This is a genomic window from Pediococcus pentosaceus (genome assembly GCF_001437285.1).
Classification (GTDB): Bacteria; Bacillota; Bacilli; order Lactobacillales; family Lactobacillaceae; genus Pediococcus; species Pediococcus pentosaceus.
Genome location: NZ_JQBF01000002.1, coordinates 300054 through 316591, shown reverse-complemented (window position 1 = coordinate 316591; position 16538 = coordinate 300054). Strand labels below are relative to the sequence as shown.

Here is a 16538-nt window from a genome sequence, read left to right as displayed (position 1 = left end):
TCAAAGTGAAAAGTTGGGCGCCTAAGTTCAATAAAAAAATGGTTGAAGTGATGCGTAAAAATCAATTTAAATCTGATAATTCAGAGGATTTTAATGACTTCAAACAAATTGATTTTAACCAACAACAAGATTTAATGAAGAATGAAATCTCTAAAAAATATGAAATTAAAGTGGTTACTAGTTTTAATGAGCGTACAATTTTTAGCGTAATTGGACGTAACGAACATAATGAATTTTTTTATGCAATTGATAAAAATGTTCAAAATGAAGTTTCCCTTGAAAAGCTAAGAGCATTATTCGATAAATAATAAAAACAGATTCCGTCAAGCGCGGAATCTGTTTTTTAATATAGATTTTTGTTCAAGTAGTTCTTGATTATCTTAATAAACGAACATTAATAATAAATTCAGTTGCTAATTAACCAGTTTTTAACTAAAAAGTGAAAAAATATGGTATAGTTATATACACATAATTGAAGGAGTGAGTAAAAAGCATGGGAAACTCAGTATATTTAGCAGGGCCTTTCTTTAGTGATTTACAAATTGAAAGAGTACGTAAGGTTGAAGAGCTTTTAAAGAAAAATTCTACAATTGATTCAAAAAGAATTTTTGTACCAATGGATAATCAATATGATACTAAGGAATTTGGTTCATTTGAATGGCAAGTGGGAGTCTTTGAAACCGATGTGCGTCAACTTCGCAAAGCCGATATTGTTGTAGCAATCTTGGATTATACTAAAAACGGTGAAGAAATCATTTCAGATCCTGGAACAGTATTTGAGATCGGTACTGCCTTTGAACATGGTAATCCCGTAGCACTTGTTCAATTTGATGATTCTGACAAAATTAATTTGATGCTTGCTAGAAGTCACACTGCTTTCTTTAATGGTGAAAGTATTAAGGACTTGGCAACTTATGATTTTAATTTGTTAAAGCCGGTATATTCTGATTTAACAGTATTCTAAAGCTAATTAAAAAACATCAGTCATGTATTTAAGTTTATACATAACTGATGTTTTTTAATTAGGGATATTTCGATTTTTAGCACTGGGCGAATCGTAGGTAAAACCTTCACCAATGGCTTCATGGACATCAATAATAGAAGTAAACGCCTGAGGATCAATTCGTCCAATGATACGTTTAGCAACGTTTAATTCGTTAGGTCCAATTACGCAATAAACCATTTCACGCTCTGTTTTAGAATAGGCACCAGACATATGAATATAGCTTGCCCCGCGCTCTAACTCGTCCATTAAGGCATCAGCAATCTCTTGGTTTTTGCTACTGACAATTAGTAAACCATGAGCAGCATAGGCTCCCACCTGTGTAAGAGAAACTAGACGAGAAAATACATAAGCTGCTAGTAGAGTATACATCATATGAAGGACATCGATGTAGCAAAGAGAAATGGTTAATACGACGGCATCTAAAGCGAAAAGAGTATGCCCCATGGCAATTCCACGCCGTTTCTCGAGAATGCGAGCTACAACGTCGGTTCCACCGGTTGTACCACCGAAACGGTAAACGATCCCGCTACCAAAACCACCAGCGATTCCGGCCAGGATTCCGGCGATAAACATATCATGATGAATATCGAGACTGATGGGTACTCGTTGCCAAACGTATAACCAAAATGAGAGCGCAAACGTCCCAAAAATTGTGTAAATTAAAGATCTTTTTCCCAGAAAACGGTAACCTATGAAAATTAATGGGATATTAATTAAAATTGTTGAGAGTGCAGGATCAATTCCTAATAAAGCTCGTAAAATTAAGGTGACCCCTGTAATTCCACCTTCAGCTAGATTATTAGGGATATTGACTACAGCCAACCCTAAACCATACAGACAACAACCTAAGGCAATCATCACAAAATCTAAAAATCGGATTGATTCATCTTTTTGCATAATAGACCTCCTACGTAGAAACTGAAGTACTTGCAAATATCATACCATAGAGCGGAGCAGGCTTTTCAAAAAAATCATACGCTGGTAGAATTATTAAGACGATGTTAGAGTGTGTGCAAAATTTTTATACTTAATTCGGTAATTAGTTAAAAGATAGTACCTTTACTTAAATCGGATTGATGCGCATACTAAGTTAAAGAATTTATTATTTAAGGTGTTACGAGAAAGTAATTCCTTTGAAACGGATGTGGAAATGGTGCAGATAGAAAAAATGCCCCAAGAATTTGAGGACGCCCGTGCAGTCCTACAAAAAATCGAAGATGCAGGTTTTGATGCTTTTTTTGTTGGGGGAAGTGTTCGTGATACATTATTAAATAAGCCAATTCATGATGTTGATATTGCATCAAGCGCATACCCCGCCGAAATTAAACATATTTTTAAGAAAACTGTTGATACAGGAATCGAACATGGTACGGTAATGGTGATTCATGATGGCGAAGGTTACGAGGTCACGACTTTTAGAACCGAAAGTGGCTACCAGGATTTTCGCCGTCCAGATCAGGTTACTTTTGTACGCTCTTTAAAAGAAGATTTAATGCGCCGTGATTTTACAATTAACGCATTTGCTTTAAAAGAAGATCGAACGGTAATTGACATTTTTGATGGTTTAAGCGATCTAGAACATAAAATTATTCGTGCGGTAGGAGATCCACACGAACGTTTTCATGAAGATGCCTTAAGAATGATGCGAGCAGTGCGTTTTGCAAGCCAACTAGATTTCAAAATTGAAGCAAAGACGCTGAAGGCAATCGAAGAAAATAATATGCTTTTAGGTAAAATCTCAGTCGAAAGAATCTTAGTTGAGTTTGAAAAAATGATGTTGGGTAGCAAACCCAATCGTGGACTAGAAGACATGCTAACAACTAAATTGAATGAATATTGCCCGGGATTTAAGGACCGTTCTAAAGAACTATACCAGCTTACAAAATATCCCTTGGAACTTCTAGAAAATCCTGAACAAGTTTGGACTATGATTGCTTGGAGTTTAAAATTAACTCCTCAAGAAGTAATGCCTTTCTTGAAACAATGGAAGACATCTAACGATTTGATCAAAAATGTCAGTGCGACTTTACAAGTATTAAGCATGGATAAAAATGATCAAAACGAACGTTTAGCGCTGTTCAACGCAGGTGAAGCTAATGTAGTTAACGCCGTTCGGGTAGCCCAAATTCTAGGGATGAATCGTGAGGCTTGGCTAGATACTTACCAAAACCTTCAAATTAAGGATACACATGAAATGGCAATTACTGGTAAAGAGCTAATTCAAAAAGGAATAATTAAGCCTGGACCTCAGATGGGACAAGTTTTAAACCGGTTAAAATTAATGGTTATTAATGATGAACTGAAAAACGAGTCCTTAGCGCTTTTGAATGCAGTAAATAAGTTACAGAAAGATGATTAAATATGAAAATACTAAAAGGTAAGAATCTAACCAAAACTTACGGTGAAAAGAAGCTGTTTAACTCGATTAATTTTGTAATCAATGAACACGATCGAGTTGGACTAATTGGAACTAATGGATCAGGAAAAACGAATTTACTTAATGCCGTTTCGAATCTTGATCCCGCTGATTCAGGAACAATTGAAACACCAAACGATTACCGTATTGCATATCTTAAACAAAGTGAAGAAATTAGTCAGTTTGAAACGGTACGTGAATTTATTTACAGCGGGGATCAACATGTATTTCAAGTAATTAAACACTACGAAGAAATCTTAGAACAATATACTAATAATCCAACTTCATCAACGCTATTTGAAAAATTTACTAAACTTGAAAATGAAATGAATCAACTGGATGCTTGGAATACGGAAAGTAATATTAAAACCATTTTGACGCAATTACACGTTGATATGCTAGATGAATCTATCCATCATCTTTCGGGTGGACAAGTTAAGCGAATCGCTTTAGCACAGGCATTGTTAGAGCCGGCAGATTTATTGATTTTAGATGAACCTACTAACCATTTAGATTTTGATTCAATTGAGTGGCTGGAAAAATACCTTGCTGATTATAAAGGCGCATTACTATTGGTTACCCATGATCGATATTTCTTAGATCGAGTTACCAATCGAATTTGGGAATTAAGTTACGGAGACCTTTTTGAGTACGTCGGTAACTATGAAAAATATGTTGAACAAAAAGCGGTTCGTGATGAGCAAAACGAAGCTAGTAAACAAAAAGAGTACAAACTATATAAGCAAGAACTTGAATGGATGAAACGCGGACCCAAAGCACGTGGAACTAAACAACAAGCGCGAATTAACCATTTTGAAAAGTTAGACCAAGCTGTACATGCGCCTAAAGAGGTTGATCAAGACCTTGAAATTGGTCTAACACAACAAAGATTAGGTAAAAAAGTAATTGAAATCAATGACTTAGATTTAAAAGTTGGCGACCATCAAATTATGAAGGATTTTTCTAAGTTAGTTCAGGCGGGTGACCGAATCGGAATAACGGGAGCCAACGGTGCAGGTAAATCTTCATTTTTGAATGCGATTGCGGGAGTATTACCTATTCAGGGTGGGAAAATTGAAATTGGCGAAACTGTTAAAATTGGGTATTATACTCAAAAAATTGAACCCATACCAGAAGATAAACGGGTAATTAATTACCTAAAAGAAGTTGGACAAGAAGTAATCAATAAAGATGGTGAAAAAATTAGTGTCACTAGTCTTTTAGAACAATTCTTATTTCCAAGTTTTCTACATGGTAGTTTAATTAAAAAGCTATCTGGTGGTGAAAAACGGCGTCTATTTTTAATTAAGATTTTAATGGAACAACCTAATGTACTATTGTTAGATGAACCCACTAATGACTTGGATATTGCTACTTTAACTGTTTTAGAGAGTTATTTAAAAACCTTCAAAGGTACAGTCCTTACCGTGTCCCATGATCGGTATTTCTTAGATAAAGTTAGTGACCAATTATTAATATTTGATGGAAATGCTAAAGTTGAAAAATATACGGGCTCGATCAGTGACTATTTAAAACAAAACGTAGTACAATCAAGTAAAATTAAAAGTACTCCTAAGTCAGTTGAACAAGTTGAAGCTCCTAAAAAGAAAAAAAGGACGTATTCAGAAGAAAAAGAATGGCAGACAATTGAAACTGAAATCGAAAAGTTAGAACAAAAGTCCACATCTGTGGAGGAACAAATGAGCGAATGTGCTGCTGATTACGGAAAATTAGCAGAATTGCAAAAAGAATTAAATGAAATTTCGGACCAATTAGAAGAAAAAATGGCAAGATGGGAATACTTAGAAAGTTTCGAAGAATAGGGGAAATTTAATATGCTTGAAGAACAATACCTTAATTTGGAAAGATATGTTTTGGAAAATGGGCATCTCAAAGGAGACCGTACCCAAACTGGTACCCTAAGTACTTTTGGATATCAAATGCGTTTTGATTTAAGTGAAGGTTTTCCATTACTAACGACCAAGAGAGTCCCTTTTGGTTTGATTAAGAGTGAGTTACTCTGGTTTTTAAAAGGCGATACCAATATTAGATATTTACTTCAACATAATAATCATATTTGGGATGAATGGGCTTTTAAAAAGTGGGTTGAAAGTGATGAATATCAGGGATCAGACATGACCGATTTTGGTCACCGCTCACTGACTGATCCTGAATTCAATGAACTCTATAAAATTGAAAAACAACGTTTTACAGAACAAATTTTGGAAGATGATACATTTTCTGCTAAATATGGTGATCTTGGAAATGTTTATGGTAGCCAATGGCGAGCATGGAAGACTAGTACTGGTGAGACTATCGATCAAATTTCAAATGTTATTGATATGATTAAGAATAATCCTAACTCAAGAAGAATGATTGTTTCGGCTTGGAATCCTGAAGATGTACCAACCTCAGCATTACCTCCGTGTCATTCACTATTTCAATTTTATGTGGCTGATGGGAAACTTAGCTGTCAACTGTATCAACGCAGTGGCGATATTTTCTTAGGAATTCCTTTCAATATTGCTAGCTATGCCTTGCTTACAGAATTAATTGCGAAAGCGACCGGTTTAGAAGTGGGAGAATTTATCCATACCATCGGTGATGCTCACATTTATTCTAATCATCTAGATCAGGTTAAAGAACAATTGGAACGTACTCCACGTCCGGCTCCTAAATTGAAATTTAAACAAGTGCATGACAGTATCTTTGACTATGAACCAGGAGATATTGTGGTTGAAGGATATGATCCTCATCCAACCATTAAAGCGCCGGTAGCAGTTTAATTTTAAGTCAATTTAGGAGGAATTAAATTTGATTTCAATGATTTGGGCCGAAGATTTGCGTCATGGAATTGGTAAGCAGCAATCTATTCCGTGGCATATTCCAGGTGATATGGCTTTTTTTAAGAAAACCACTAGTGGGAACACCGTAGTTATGGGTCGTAAAACTTTTGATTCAATTGGAAAAGCGTTGCCTAACCGAAAAAATATTGTTTTAAGTCATCATCCAACCTCATTGCCAAATTCTGTAGTTGGCGTGGGTTCATTAAGTGAACTTCAGGTGATTTTTGAAACCCATCCTAATGAAAAATTTTATATTATTGGAGGAAGTCATTTATACAATGCCTTGTTATCACAAGCTGATGAACTTCTGATAACTAGAATCCAAAAAGATTATCAATGTGAGGTTTTCGCACCTGATATTACCCAAAATGAATTTAAATTGGCTAGTTCAGTTGAACATGAATCAACCGAAAGAAATCCTGCATATACTTTTGAAACATGGATTAGAATTTAATAAACGTTAAAACCTCATTTATTGAGGTTTTTTATTTATCCTCCTTTTCAAAATTAAAATTATATGATATATTTAATCTAATTTTTAATGTTAGGTTATCTAACATAAGTAGGAGGGCATCATGGCAAAGATTAAAAAAACTTTATTGAGCATAGTTTTTAGCATTGTAATTTTATTTGGGTGGTCAGTTTTTAATTCGAATAACGTCAATGCGGATGAGAAAGTGTACGAGATTGGAACTGATGTTACATTTCCACCGTTTGAATTTGCTAATGATCAAAATCAGTACGTAGGGATTGATATGGATATCATTAGGACGATTGCTAAAAACGAAGGTTTTAAAGTAAAGATTAAGCCGGTTGGTTTCAATGCAGCGGTTCAAGCGCTTGATGCCGGGCAATTGGATGGAGTTATTGCTGGAACAACGATTACTGATGAACGTAAACAGAAGATGGATTTTTCGGCCCCATACTTTAAAACTGGGGTGGTGATGGCTGTAGGACAAAACTCATCCATCAAAAATTTCCAAGATTTAAAGGGCAAGCGAGTTGCTATCAAAACTGGTACAGCTGCTGGAGACTATGCTAAAAGTATTCAGAAAAAGTATGGATTCAAAACGGTTACTTTTGATGATTCTAATAACGTCTATAACGACGTGACGACTGGAAATTCAGTGGCATGTTTTGAGGATCAGCCGGTTATGCAATACGCTATTAAAACTGGGGCAAAACTTAAGATCGTTACTAAACCAGCCAATGGCGGAGCTTATGGATTTTCTGTTAAAAAAGGACATAACCAAGAACTATTAAAGAAATTTGATGCTGGTTTAAAGAAAATTAAAAGCAATGGACAGTATAAAAAGATTGTAGCTAAATATTTAGGAGCTTCTGCTGTTGCTTCACAAAAAGCTCATAAAACACAAAATACATTTATTAGTTTATGGAAACAAAATCAAGGCGCATTACTTGGTGGATTAGAACAAACGGTTATTTTAACAGTATTATCAATTTTCTTTGCTACCATTTTTGGGATATTCTTCGGAATGTTAGGGGTTGTCCCAAATAAATTTGCTAATGGAGTTTCGACTACTGTAATTTATATTTTCCGTGGACTTCCTTTGTTAGTTTTAGCCTTATTTATCTATACGGGGGTGCCTAATTTGTTAGGTGAAAAAATTCCAGCATTTGTTGCTGGAATTATTACCTTAACCTTAAATGAAGGAGCTTATACTGCCGCTTTTGTAAAAGGCGGTATTGAAGCAGTAGATGGTGGACAAATGGAAGCAGCACGTTCACTGGGATTACCATATGGAAAGGCGATGCGGAGAGTTATTTTACCGCAAGGATTGAAAATTATGGTTCCATCCTTTATTAATCAATTTATTATTACTTTGAAAGATACTTCGATTCTTTCAATTATTGGAATACTTGAATTAACACAGACAGGTAAGATAATTATTGCACGTAATCTAGAAGGATTTAAAATTTGGACCATGGTAGCACTAATTTACTTGGTCATCATCACATTACTAACGTGGCTTTCAAAATGGGTTGAACGGAGGATGAAGGGATGAGTACAAAAATAGAAGTACAGAACTTAAAAAAATCTTACGGTAGTAACGAGGTTCTGAAAGGATTAGATTTGATCGTCAAAGATAATGAGGTGGTTGTTATGATTGGTCCGTCGGGTTCGGGTAAAAGTACTTTTCTACGTACGTTAAATAAGTTAGAAGAACCGACCGCTGGAAAAATCATTATCGATGGGCATGATTTGAACGATCCACGGGTTAATATGAATCAGGTTCGTGAAAAAATTGGAATGGTATTTCAACACTTTAATCTATTTAATAATTTGACCGTAGGCGAAAATGTGATGTTGTCGCCGGTTGAATTAGGGAAGATGAGTAAAGCGGATGCCGAGCTTGAGGCACGTGAATTGCTAAAAGAAGTGGGTTTAGAAGATAAATTTAATGCTAAACCCCAATCTCTTTCGGGGGGTCAAAAACAGCGAGTGGCCATTGCAAGAACTCTAGCGATGAAACCAGATATGATTTTATTTGATGAACCGACTTCGGCCCTAGATCCTGAAATGGTTGGAGATGTGTTAGCAGTAATGAAAAAACTAGCTAAGGCAGGGATGACCATGATTGTTGTAACGCATGAAATGGGCTTTGCTAAAGAAGTTGCTGATCGTGTGATTTTTATGGCGGATGGTCATATCATGGAAGAAGGAAAGCCGGAAGAAATTTTTGGTAACCCTCAAAACGAACGGACACAAGAATTTTTAAACAAAATTTTAAACGTTTAATCAATAAAAGGGCTTGAAGTAAAAATAATATTTAATGAGGTTAAATATTATTTTTATCAAGGCTCTTTTTAAATACAAAAATTTTTTGCGGAAAAGTTTGTTTATAGAACAAAAATTTAGAATAGATTGTTATAATTAAAATTGTAAATATGTACGGGGATTCTATAAATGTATATGAAACACGCTTCATGTGAATAGAACTCGGAATAACTATGTAACAAGGAAAGAGTGAAAATATGAGTCAAATTAAAATTGTCACAGATTCATCATGTGGCGTTACTGATGAAGAAATTAAAAAATATGATATTTCAATTGTCCCATTAAGTGTAATGATTGATGATACAGTTTATGTCGAAGGTGAAACCATTACTAATGAAGAATTTATTCATAAAATGGCATCATCTAAGTCACTACCAAAGACTAGCCAACCACCATTAGGTAAATTTGTTGAAATGTTTGATAAATTAGGTGAAGATGGTAGCCAAATCATCAGCTTTAATATGTTAGAGGCAATCAGTGGAACGGTACATACTGCCGAACAAGCTGCTCAACTTAGTAAAGCAGATGTGACTGTGATTGATAGCCAATTCACGGATCGCGCCTTAGCTTTTCAAGTTTTAGAAGCAGCTAAGATGGCTCAAGAAGGTGCCAGCAAAGACGAAATTATCCAGCGAGCAGAATATATCCGAGATCATACCAAACTTTACTTAAGCGTTGTTAACTTGGAAAATTTAGTTAAAGGCGGTCGTCTAAGTAAGATTGGCGGAATGCTGGGAGGTTTACTAAATATTAAGTTATTACTTGAGGTAAAAAATGGTAAACTTGATGTAGCCGGCAAGGTTCGCGGGATGAAAGCCATGAAGAAACTTTGGTCAGATATTTATACTGAAATGCAAGGTAGTGGCAAAATCAAAGGGGTAGGAATTTCACATGTAGAAGCCTTTGATATGGTAGAAGATATGAAGAAACATGTTGGTGAATTTTTCCCAGTTAATGATATTGTTGTACGAGAGACTGTTCCAATTATTGCAACTCATACAGGTATGGGTGCGTTTTGTATCTTATATTACAGTGAAGATTAAAAAGTAGGGCTTAGATCGGGACTAACCGATTTTGGCCCTAATTTATTTTACAGAGAGAGGCATTATGAAAGTAGTCAGAGAAATTTTATTTAGTATCATTGGTATTTCGGTTATCACGCTTTTAATTTTATGGGGGTTGGGCTTTTTTAAAGGAGCTAAGACACCGTCTCAAGTTGCTAACAAAGTCGTACCGACGACCCAGAAAAAAGTTAAAAATCTTAAGATTTTAGCATTAGGTGACTCTCTCACTCAAGGAGTTGGCGATACAAAGAATCAAAGTGGATATCAGCAACGTTTAGCTAAGAAAATTACTAAAACCAAACAGATAAAAAAGGCTACGATTTACGATGAGGGCGTTAGTGGCGAGCGTAGTGATCAAATCCTTAAACGCTTCAAAACTACTACTAAAATTCAAAAAGAGGCTGCTAAAAGTGATGTACTTATTGTTACGGCCGGGGGAAATGATCTTTTCCAGAATCTCCAGAAAGATGTTACTGAATCACCTAGTCAAGTTGCCGTAAATGTTAATCGTATTAGTCTTACTTATCAAGACAACTTAGAAAATATTTTTAAATATGCAAGAAAGCTGAATCCCAAAATTAAAATTGTTATGGTAGGAATTTATAACCCATTTTACGTATATTTCCCAAATGTAGTGGCTATCACAGATGCGATAAATACATTTAATACCACGGCAAAAGCCACTGGTGATTATTTCAAGCATGCTACTTTTGTTGATATCAATGCATTATCAGTGGGTCAATATAAGACGCTTAGTCAGCAGCAGCGTTTAAAGAAACAAAGTACCGAGGATGATATTGCGGTTGTTGAAAAGAGTCAACTTGAGAAAAGTAAATTTGATACTAAAGAAAAAAATAATTATTTATCGGATGCAGATCATTTTCATCCCAACGACAAGGGATATGATATGATGGCAGATAAGATCTTTAAGGCCATGGATCGGGCAAGAATTTTCAAGTAGGTGAAGAAATGAATAAGTATATGTATCATTTTTGGAAATGGGGATTTTTAGTCCTGCTCTCCATTTTTTTAGCGGGCGGTATTTATGTAACTTTTAAAGCTTCTCGTCCAATTCAGCAAGTTGATGACCAAGTAGTTCGAAGTAGTAACCAATATGATCGAATTCCAATTAAATTAAAGAAAAATCAAATTAATGATTTAAGTGCAGCTTATCTTTCTCAATTTCAAAAAGATGAAGACTTTAATTATGAGTTTAAAATTGGTCAACGCTACGCTATTTTAAGCGGAGAAACTGAAATTTTAGGTAAAAAGATTCAATTTGCGTTAACGATGATTCCAAAGGTGACCAAAAGTGGTAATATCAAACTTAAAGCGCATGGGCTAACGGTGGGAACGTTAAATTTGTCAGCTAAAATTGTTTTGAAATATATTTCACGTAATTATCAACTTCCTAAATGGGTAAGTATTGATGGCGATGAAGCACTTTTACGTTTGAATCAGATCAAAACAACTAATAAAGTCAGCTTCCAAGCTAAAACAATCGATATTGATAAAAACGATTTTCAATTCATAATTAACGTTCCTAAAGCCAATAATTAAGGAGAATGCTAATGAAAAAATCATTTTTTGAATATTTAATGACACAACGCAATCCGCAACCTAATAATGAAGTTGAAGAATTTGCTAACCAAGCTTTTTTTGATCAAGTTTTTCCTAAACAATCACGCGATTTTGATGAGATCAGTAAATATTTAGAGCTCAATGCGGGCTATCTACAAAGTATGTCAATTTTTGATTCAGCGTGGCAAAGATATTTAGAAAGTGAACAGTTTTAATGAAAAAAATAATAGAAAAACATCCGTATTTAACTATCGTATTTTCCATGATTTTAGGAGTTTTAATTACTATTGTCAGTGGTTTAGTATTTTTTGTAGGGATTTTAGGTCATACTGATGGTGAGAAAAATGATTTTAATCGTGTGGCGAGTGTTTATAATCAAATTAATAGTGATTATTATAAAAAAGTCGACACTTCTAAATTAGCTACAGGAGCAATTGATGGAATGTTGAGCACTTTAAACGACCCATTTTCGGACTATTTAACTGATAGTGATGCTACTAGTTTGAATGATAGTGTTTCAGGAGCCTTCGGTGGTGTTGGTATTCAAGTTGTAAAGAAGAATCACCAAATTGAAGTTATGACTACCATTGATGGTACACCGGCCAAAAAAGCGGGTCTGAAAGCCGGAGATGTGATTTTAGAAGTAGATGGTAAGAAATTAACTAATCAATCCCTTTCTAAAGCCACCACCTTAATGCGAGGAAAAGTTGGGACTAAAGTAAAGGTTAAATTGCAGCGAGGAAATGATACCTTTGATAAGGTGCTAACTCGTTCTAAAATTCCAGTTGAGACCGTCACGGCTAAGATGTTGAAGAATAAAGTAGGTTATATAACTATCTCAACAGTGGCTGAAAAAACTTCTAGTGAACTTAAACGGGCACTTAAACGTTTGGATAAACAGGGAGCTAAATCTTATATTATTGATGTCCGAAATAATCCGGGTGGTCTGATGCAGGAAGCTTTAAAGATGTCTTCGATGTTTTTAAAGAATGGCAAAACTATTATGCAAGTTAAAGCTCGGACTGGTAAAGCAGAAGTATACAAGGCGTCTAAAAAGTATGATGGTGGCTATAAAGTTACTAAACCTACTACAGTTGTTATTAATGGCGAAAGCGCTAGTGCGGCTGAAATTTTTGCTGCAGCTTTACACCAATCGGCTAATGTTCCACTTGTAGGTTCCAAAAGTTATGGAAAAGGCACCGTTCAAAATATTACCCAATATACAGATAGTGATGAATTAAAGCTAACGATTGCAAAATGGCTAACGCCAAACGGTACTTGGATTCATGGAAAAGGGTTAAAACCAGACTATCAGGCTGATTATCCTGCCATGGCATACATTACAGAATTTGATCAGAAAAAAACGTACTCCGTGGGAGAGAGCAATTCAGATATTAAAAATATTCAAATTGCCTTAAAGGGATTAGGTTACTATGATGATAAAATTTCTAAAGAGTATACTGAGAAAGTCAAGCAGGCAGTGGAAGCTTATCAAGAAAAGAATCAGCTAGCTGTTACTGGAAAAGTTGATGCGAAGACAATGCGTTCAATCGAACAGAATGTCATTAAAACTTTAGCTAAAAATGATCCTGCTCTAGAAAAAGCGCAAAAAGTTGTGAATGACGAAAAATAAATTGATTTATGGCCCTACAGTTGTAGGGCCTTTTTGATTGGAATTTTTGAACTAATTTAAATATGGTAACGTTTTATTCAAACTTTCTAACAAAAAGTCAGCATTTTTAACAGTTTTTGGTTTTAATTTACGGAAGATAGTAGTAAGTTAAATATATCTGTTTTAATCATAGTATGATAGGAGTTTTGAGTAATGGAAAAAGAAACGCGGAAAAATTACGGGGCAGCAGGGTTGCTTCCGCTACTAATTTTTTTGCTACTATATGTTGGATGTTTAGCCGTTTTTACAATTAAAGGCGCTAAAGATCCTTCTTCATACATGCCACGCCAAGTGGCCATTTTAATTGCATTAGTATTTGCACTAATATTTTTTGAACCTCGCAGTAAATTCAGTAAAAAAATGGACTTATACCTAAATAATGCTGGAAATGCAGGGGTGATGAATTTAGCTTTAATCGTTATGATGGCCGGTGGTTTCTCATCCGCCGTAACCCTTTCAGGGGGACAATCCTCAATTGTTAATTTAGGTGTTTCCTTGATTCCTAGTCAATTCTTAGTTCCAGGTATCTTTTTAATTTCAGCAATTATTTCGCTTTGTATTGGTACCTCAACGGGAACCATCGTTACGATGGCACCCGTTACATTTTCTCTGGTAGCCGCTGCCCATTTGAATGCAGGGATGGCAGGAGCAGCTGTAATTACAGGATCATATTTTGGTGATGGGTTATCTATGATTGGTGGAACTACTATCTCGGCAGCTGCTGGAGTTGGTTCACCTATGAAGGATAAATTCTTGTGGCAAATTAAAATTGCGGCACCAGCTGCAATTTTAACTATTATCGCCTATACTTTGATGAGTTTAAATAATGGTGGTGCCCATCATGTTGCCGCCGGAAGCTATAATATTATTACAATTTTGCCTTACCTAGCTGTTTTAGTGTTAGCTGCCGTCGGGATGGATGTGGTCATTGTACTAGCGTTAGGAACGGTTATGGCAAGCGCAATTGGAATTTTTTTTGGAAAAGCGAATATTTTTGATTGTGCGAAGGCAATTGGAAACGGAATGGAAAGCATGTTCTGGTTAGCTATTTTTGCAATGATGGTCAATGGGATGGTTGCGTTAATGCGTTATTATGGTGGAATTGACTGGTTGGTGCATGTCTTTACTAAACGTATTCATAGTAAAGCTAGTTGTGAAGCTTTAATTGGAATCTTGAGTTTCTGTGTAACCGGAGCAATTGTAAATAATAACATTTCAGTTCTAATTACTTCACCCATTGCTAGAGAACTCGGTGATGAATATAAAGTTGATCGTAAAGTGTTAGCAGGGATTATTTCCATCTTCGCGGTAACTGCCTCAATGGTAATTCCACAAGACTCTGCAATGATGATGACTCTTCAATTAGCCGGTAAGAGTACTAATTATCTGGATTTGATTCGTTATATGTTCTACCCGGTAATCTTGATGGCACTAACATTTGGGATTAATTATTTTTCAGCCAAAAAGAGCACTTTAAGTAAAGCTGAATAGTTAAAAAGACGATTAGTATCGTCTTTTTATTTTTAAATAAAATAAATCCAGAAAGAGTTTTATTTCTCTTACTATTACTATAAAAATTATAGTATTATGAATGCAAATTGAAGTTTCTCAAATTTTATTTTAGGAGGACACATGACAACTTTTTATTGTTATTCTAAGTGTAGTACATGCAAGAAAGCCGAAAAATGGTTACAAGAACATGACGTATCCTATGGAAAAATCGATCTAGTTGAACAACCACCGACTAAAGAACAAATGCTAAATATTTTTTCCAAGAGTAATCAGAAATTACGCTACTTTTTTAATACTAGTGGAATCGATTATCGCAAAATGGGACTTAAAGATAAAGTAGAAATGATGACGAAAGAACAGGCTGCAACATTAATGTCTAAGAACGGTAGGTTAATTAAACGTCCGTTAATGGTCGACGATACTAAAGTCACTTGTGGATTTAATGTAGGAGTGTATGAAGAAAATTGGATTTAATATAATGAAAGACACACGGTTGTACTAAAAATAAGAGTTGGATTTCTGTAGTTTATTCAGAAATTCAACTCTTATTTTATATGGAATACGATTAATTAAGACATCAAAATTCTATACACCAACTAGTTCGACTATAAAATTTTTGATATGGTAGCAACACAATTGAAGACAAAGATTCATCATTACTTGGTGGAAATTGGGTCTCTAAAGCAACTCCACCATATTGGCCAATATTCTGTGCAAATCCACTATTATTAAAATGGTTACCAGTATAAACAACAATTGATGGGGCAGTTGTTTCCACACTCAATCTACGCTGATGATCTAAGCTTTCTAATACTGCTGCAATATTATTATTTCGGTTGAGCAAGAAAGGATGATTAAGTCCTAATTGTTCTCTTATTTGTGAATCTAAAGAAGTAATTGCTTTACCAAGTAATTTGGGTTTTCGAAAATCAAATGGAGTATTAGTGACTGATTTTTGTTCGCCGGTTGGAATACTATTTTTGTCCAGTGGTAAATAATAGTCAGCATCTAAAGTTAGATATTGGTCTAGTATATCTTTACCGCTATTTAGATTAAAATAGCTATGATTTGCTGGATTACATAAAGTTTTTTATCTGAAATAGCTTCTATTTCATAAATTAATGTATTTTCGTTTGTTAACGTGTAAGTTACATAAATGCTTAAATTCCCAGGATAGTTATTATAATTATCCGGATCTAATAGATGTAATTTAAGGATACTACAGTTTTCATTTTCTTTAATAGTAAAGCCGAATACTTGCGTATCGAATCCTTTTGATCCACCATGCGCATGATTAGGGCCATCATTTAGTTCAAATTGTATTGTGTTATCTTCATCTTGCCAGTGACCATGTGCAATTCTGCCAATAACTCTACCAACAGTACCACCGAGATAATTCCGTTCTTTATCATAATATTCTGGGCGTTCTAAACTTAAAATAATGTTGTCCTTTTCAGATGTTCGACCAGGTACAAAAAAATGTTCAAGAGTTGCACCATAATTTAAAATATCAACTTGAACACCATTTTTATTAAACATAGAAATACGATAGTAATTTTTATCATCTAGTGTTTGGTATTTATTAACTAAAGTATGTTTCATTTCGAAATTCCTCCAATTAATAAAAGCACTCACATGAGT

The 16538-nt window shown here is 34.9% G+C and carries 16 protein-coding genes and 1 pseudogene; 15 read left to right on the top strand and 2 right to left on the bottom strand.

The window, feature by feature from the left end:
- Positions 1 to 5: 5 nt before the first annotated feature.
- On the top strand, positions 6 to 308 hold the full coding sequence (locus IV86_RS03310; protein ID WP_171030542.1) for a hypothetical protein: 303 nt from the start codon (positions 6 to 8) through the stop codon (positions 306 to 308).
- Between the two features lie 185 nt (positions 309 to 493).
- Positions 494 to 964 carry a nucleoside 2-deoxyribosyltransferase gene (locus IV86_RS03305; RefSeq protein ID WP_002833201.1) on the top strand — a complete coding sequence of 157 codons (471 nt, stop codon included), beginning with the start codon at positions 494 to 496 and terminating at the stop codon, positions 962 to 964.
- A gap of 54 nt (positions 965 to 1018) precedes the next feature.
- Here IV86_RS03305 and IV86_RS03300 read toward each other — a convergent pair whose 3' ends face one another.
- Entirely contained in the window at positions 1019 to 1903 is an 885-nt protein-coding gene (locus IV86_RS03300; protein ID WP_002833200.1) for a YitT family protein, read from the bottom strand.
- A gap of 253 nt (positions 1904 to 2156) precedes the next feature.
- Between IV86_RS03300 and IV86_RS03295 the strand changes: the two genes are divergently transcribed.
- From IV86_RS03295 to IV86_RS03235, 13 genes are all read left to right on the top strand, one after another.
- The gene (locus IV86_RS03295; protein ID WP_036672985.1) at positions 2157 to 3365 is read left to right on the top strand and encodes a CCA tRNA nucleotidyltransferase; all 1209 of its coding nucleotides are present in this window, start codon (positions 2157 to 2159) and stop codon (positions 3363 to 3365) included.
- Positions 3366 to 3367: 2 nt separating this feature from the next.
- The gene (gene abc-f, locus IV86_RS03290) at positions 3368 to 5245 is read left to right on the top strand and encodes a ribosomal protection-like ABC-F family protein (RefSeq protein WP_002833198.1); all 1878 of its coding nucleotides are present in this window, start codon (positions 3368 to 3370) and stop codon (positions 5243 to 5245) included.
- 12 nt (positions 5246 to 5257) lie between these two features.
- Positions 5258 to 6208, top strand: a complete 951-nt coding sequence (locus IV86_RS03285; protein WP_002833197.1) for a thymidylate synthase — start codon at positions 5258 to 5260, stop codon at positions 6206 to 6208.
- A gap of 37 nt (positions 6209 to 6245) precedes the next feature.
- Positions 6246 to 6722, top strand: a complete 477-nt coding sequence (locus IV86_RS03280; RefSeq protein ID WP_002833196.1) for a dihydrofolate reductase — start codon at positions 6246 to 6248, stop codon at positions 6720 to 6722.
- 121 nt (positions 6723 to 6843) lie between these two features.
- Positions 6844 to 8295 (top strand): amino acid ABC transporter substrate-binding protein/permease, encoded by a 1452-nt coding sequence (locus IV86_RS03275; protein ID WP_002833195.1) that lies wholly within the window; start codon positions 6844 to 6846, stop codon positions 8293 to 8295.
- Positions 8292 to 9029 (top strand): amino acid ABC transporter ATP-binding protein, encoded by a 738-nt coding sequence (locus IV86_RS03270; protein ID WP_002833194.1) that lies wholly within the window; start codon positions 8292 to 8294, stop codon positions 9027 to 9029. The genes IV86_RS03275 and IV86_RS03270 overlap by 4 nt, the downstream gene beginning before the upstream one ends.
- A 236-nt stretch (positions 9030 to 9265) precedes the next feature.
- Positions 9266 to 10111: a DegV family protein gene (locus IV86_RS03265; protein ID WP_029258025.1), complete on the top strand. Its 846-nt coding sequence runs from the start codon at positions 9266 to 9268 to the stop codon at positions 10109 to 10111.
- Between the two features lie 64 nt (positions 10112 to 10175).
- The gene (locus IV86_RS03260; protein ID WP_023440465.1) at positions 10176 to 11093 is read left to right on the top strand and encodes an SGNH/GDSL hydrolase family protein; all 918 of its coding nucleotides are present in this window, start codon (positions 10176 to 10178) and stop codon (positions 11091 to 11093) included.
- 8 nt (positions 11094 to 11101) lie between these two features.
- Positions 11102 to 11692: a YpmS family protein gene (locus tag IV86_RS03255; RefSeq protein ID WP_023440464.1), complete on the top strand. Its 591-nt coding sequence runs from the start codon at positions 11102 to 11104 to the stop codon at positions 11690 to 11692.
- A gap of 11 nt (positions 11693 to 11703) precedes the next feature.
- Positions 11704 to 11928 (top strand): YozE family protein, encoded by a 225-nt coding sequence (locus IV86_RS03250; protein ID WP_002833189.1) that lies wholly within the window; start codon positions 11704 to 11706, stop codon positions 11926 to 11928.
- On the top strand, positions 11928 to 13346 hold the full coding sequence (locus tag IV86_RS03245; protein ID WP_029258023.1) for a S41 family peptidase: 1419 nt from the start codon (positions 11928 to 11930) through the stop codon (positions 13344 to 13346). Before IV86_RS03250 ends, IV86_RS03245 begins: the two co-directional genes overlap by 1 nt.
- Positions 13347 to 13538: 192 nt before the next feature.
- Complete coding sequence (locus IV86_RS03240; RefSeq protein ID WP_056979356.1) at positions 13539 to 14876, top strand: Na+/H+ antiporter NhaC family protein; 1338 nt, start codon at positions 13539 to 13541, stop codon at positions 14874 to 14876.
- Positions 14877 to 15017: 141 nt separating this feature from the next.
- Positions 15018 to 15371, top strand: a complete 354-nt coding sequence (locus tag IV86_RS03235) for an arsenate reductase family protein (protein ID WP_056979355.1) — start codon at positions 15018 to 15020, stop codon at positions 15369 to 15371.
- Positions 15372 to 15474: 103 nt separating this feature from the next.
- Here the strand turns inward: IV86_RS03235 and IV86_RS03230 are convergent.
- A pseudogene (locus tag IV86_RS03230) lies at positions 15475 to 16436 on the bottom strand (aldose epimerase family protein).
- Positions 16437 to 16538 lie beyond the last annotated feature (102 nt).

Excerpts from the sequence above, each read along its gene's own strand:
- IV86_RS03305 (WP_002833201.1), top strand. The coding sequence starts at position 494 with ATGGGAAACTCAGTATATTTAGCAGGGCCTTTCTTTAGTGATTTACAA.
- IV86_RS03300 (WP_002833200.1), bottom strand. The coding sequence starts at position 1,903 with ATGCAAAAAGATGAATCAATCCGATTTTTAGATTTTGTGATGATTGCC.
- IV86_RS03295 (WP_036672985.1), top strand. The coding sequence starts at position 2,157 with ATGGTGCAGATAGAAAAAATGCCCCAAGAATTTGAGGACGCCCGTGCA.
- abc-f (WP_002833198.1), top strand. The coding sequence starts at position 3,368 with ATGAAAATACTAAAAGGTAAGAATCTAACCAAAACTTACGGTGAAAAG.
- IV86_RS03285 (WP_002833197.1), top strand. The coding sequence starts at position 5,258 with ATGCTTGAAGAACAATACCTTAATTTGGAAAGATATGTTTTGGAAAAT.
- IV86_RS03280 (WP_002833196.1), top strand. The coding sequence starts at position 6,246 with ATGATTTGGGCCGAAGATTTGCGTCATGGAATTGGTAAGCAGCAATCT.
- IV86_RS03275 (WP_002833195.1), top strand. The coding sequence starts at position 6,844 with ATGGCAAAGATTAAAAAAACTTTATTGAGCATAGTTTTTAGCATTGTA.
- IV86_RS03270 (WP_002833194.1), top strand. The coding sequence starts at position 8,292 with ATGAGTACAAAAATAGAAGTACAGAACTTAAAAAAATCTTACGGTAGT.
- IV86_RS03265 (WP_029258025.1), top strand. The coding sequence starts at position 9,266 with ATGAGTCAAATTAAAATTGTCACAGATTCATCATGTGGCGTTACTGAT.
- IV86_RS03260 (WP_023440465.1), top strand. The coding sequence starts at position 10,176 with ATGAAAGTAGTCAGAGAAATTTTATTTAGTATCATTGGTATTTCGGTT.
- IV86_RS03255 (WP_023440464.1), top strand. The coding sequence starts at position 11,102 with ATGAATAAGTATATGTATCATTTTTGGAAATGGGGATTTTTAGTCCTG.
- IV86_RS03250 (WP_002833189.1), top strand. The coding sequence starts at position 11,704 with ATGAAAAAATCATTTTTTGAATATTTAATGACACAACGCAATCCGCAA.
- IV86_RS03245 (WP_029258023.1), top strand. The coding sequence starts at position 11,928 with ATGAAAAAAATAATAGAAAAACATCCGTATTTAACTATCGTATTTTCC.
- IV86_RS03240 (WP_056979356.1), top strand. The coding sequence starts at position 13,539 with ATGGAAAAAGAAACGCGGAAAAATTACGGGGCAGCAGGGTTGCTTCCG.
- IV86_RS03235 (WP_056979355.1), top strand. The coding sequence starts at position 15,018 with ATGACAACTTTTTATTGTTATTCTAAGTGTAGTACATGCAAGAAAGCC.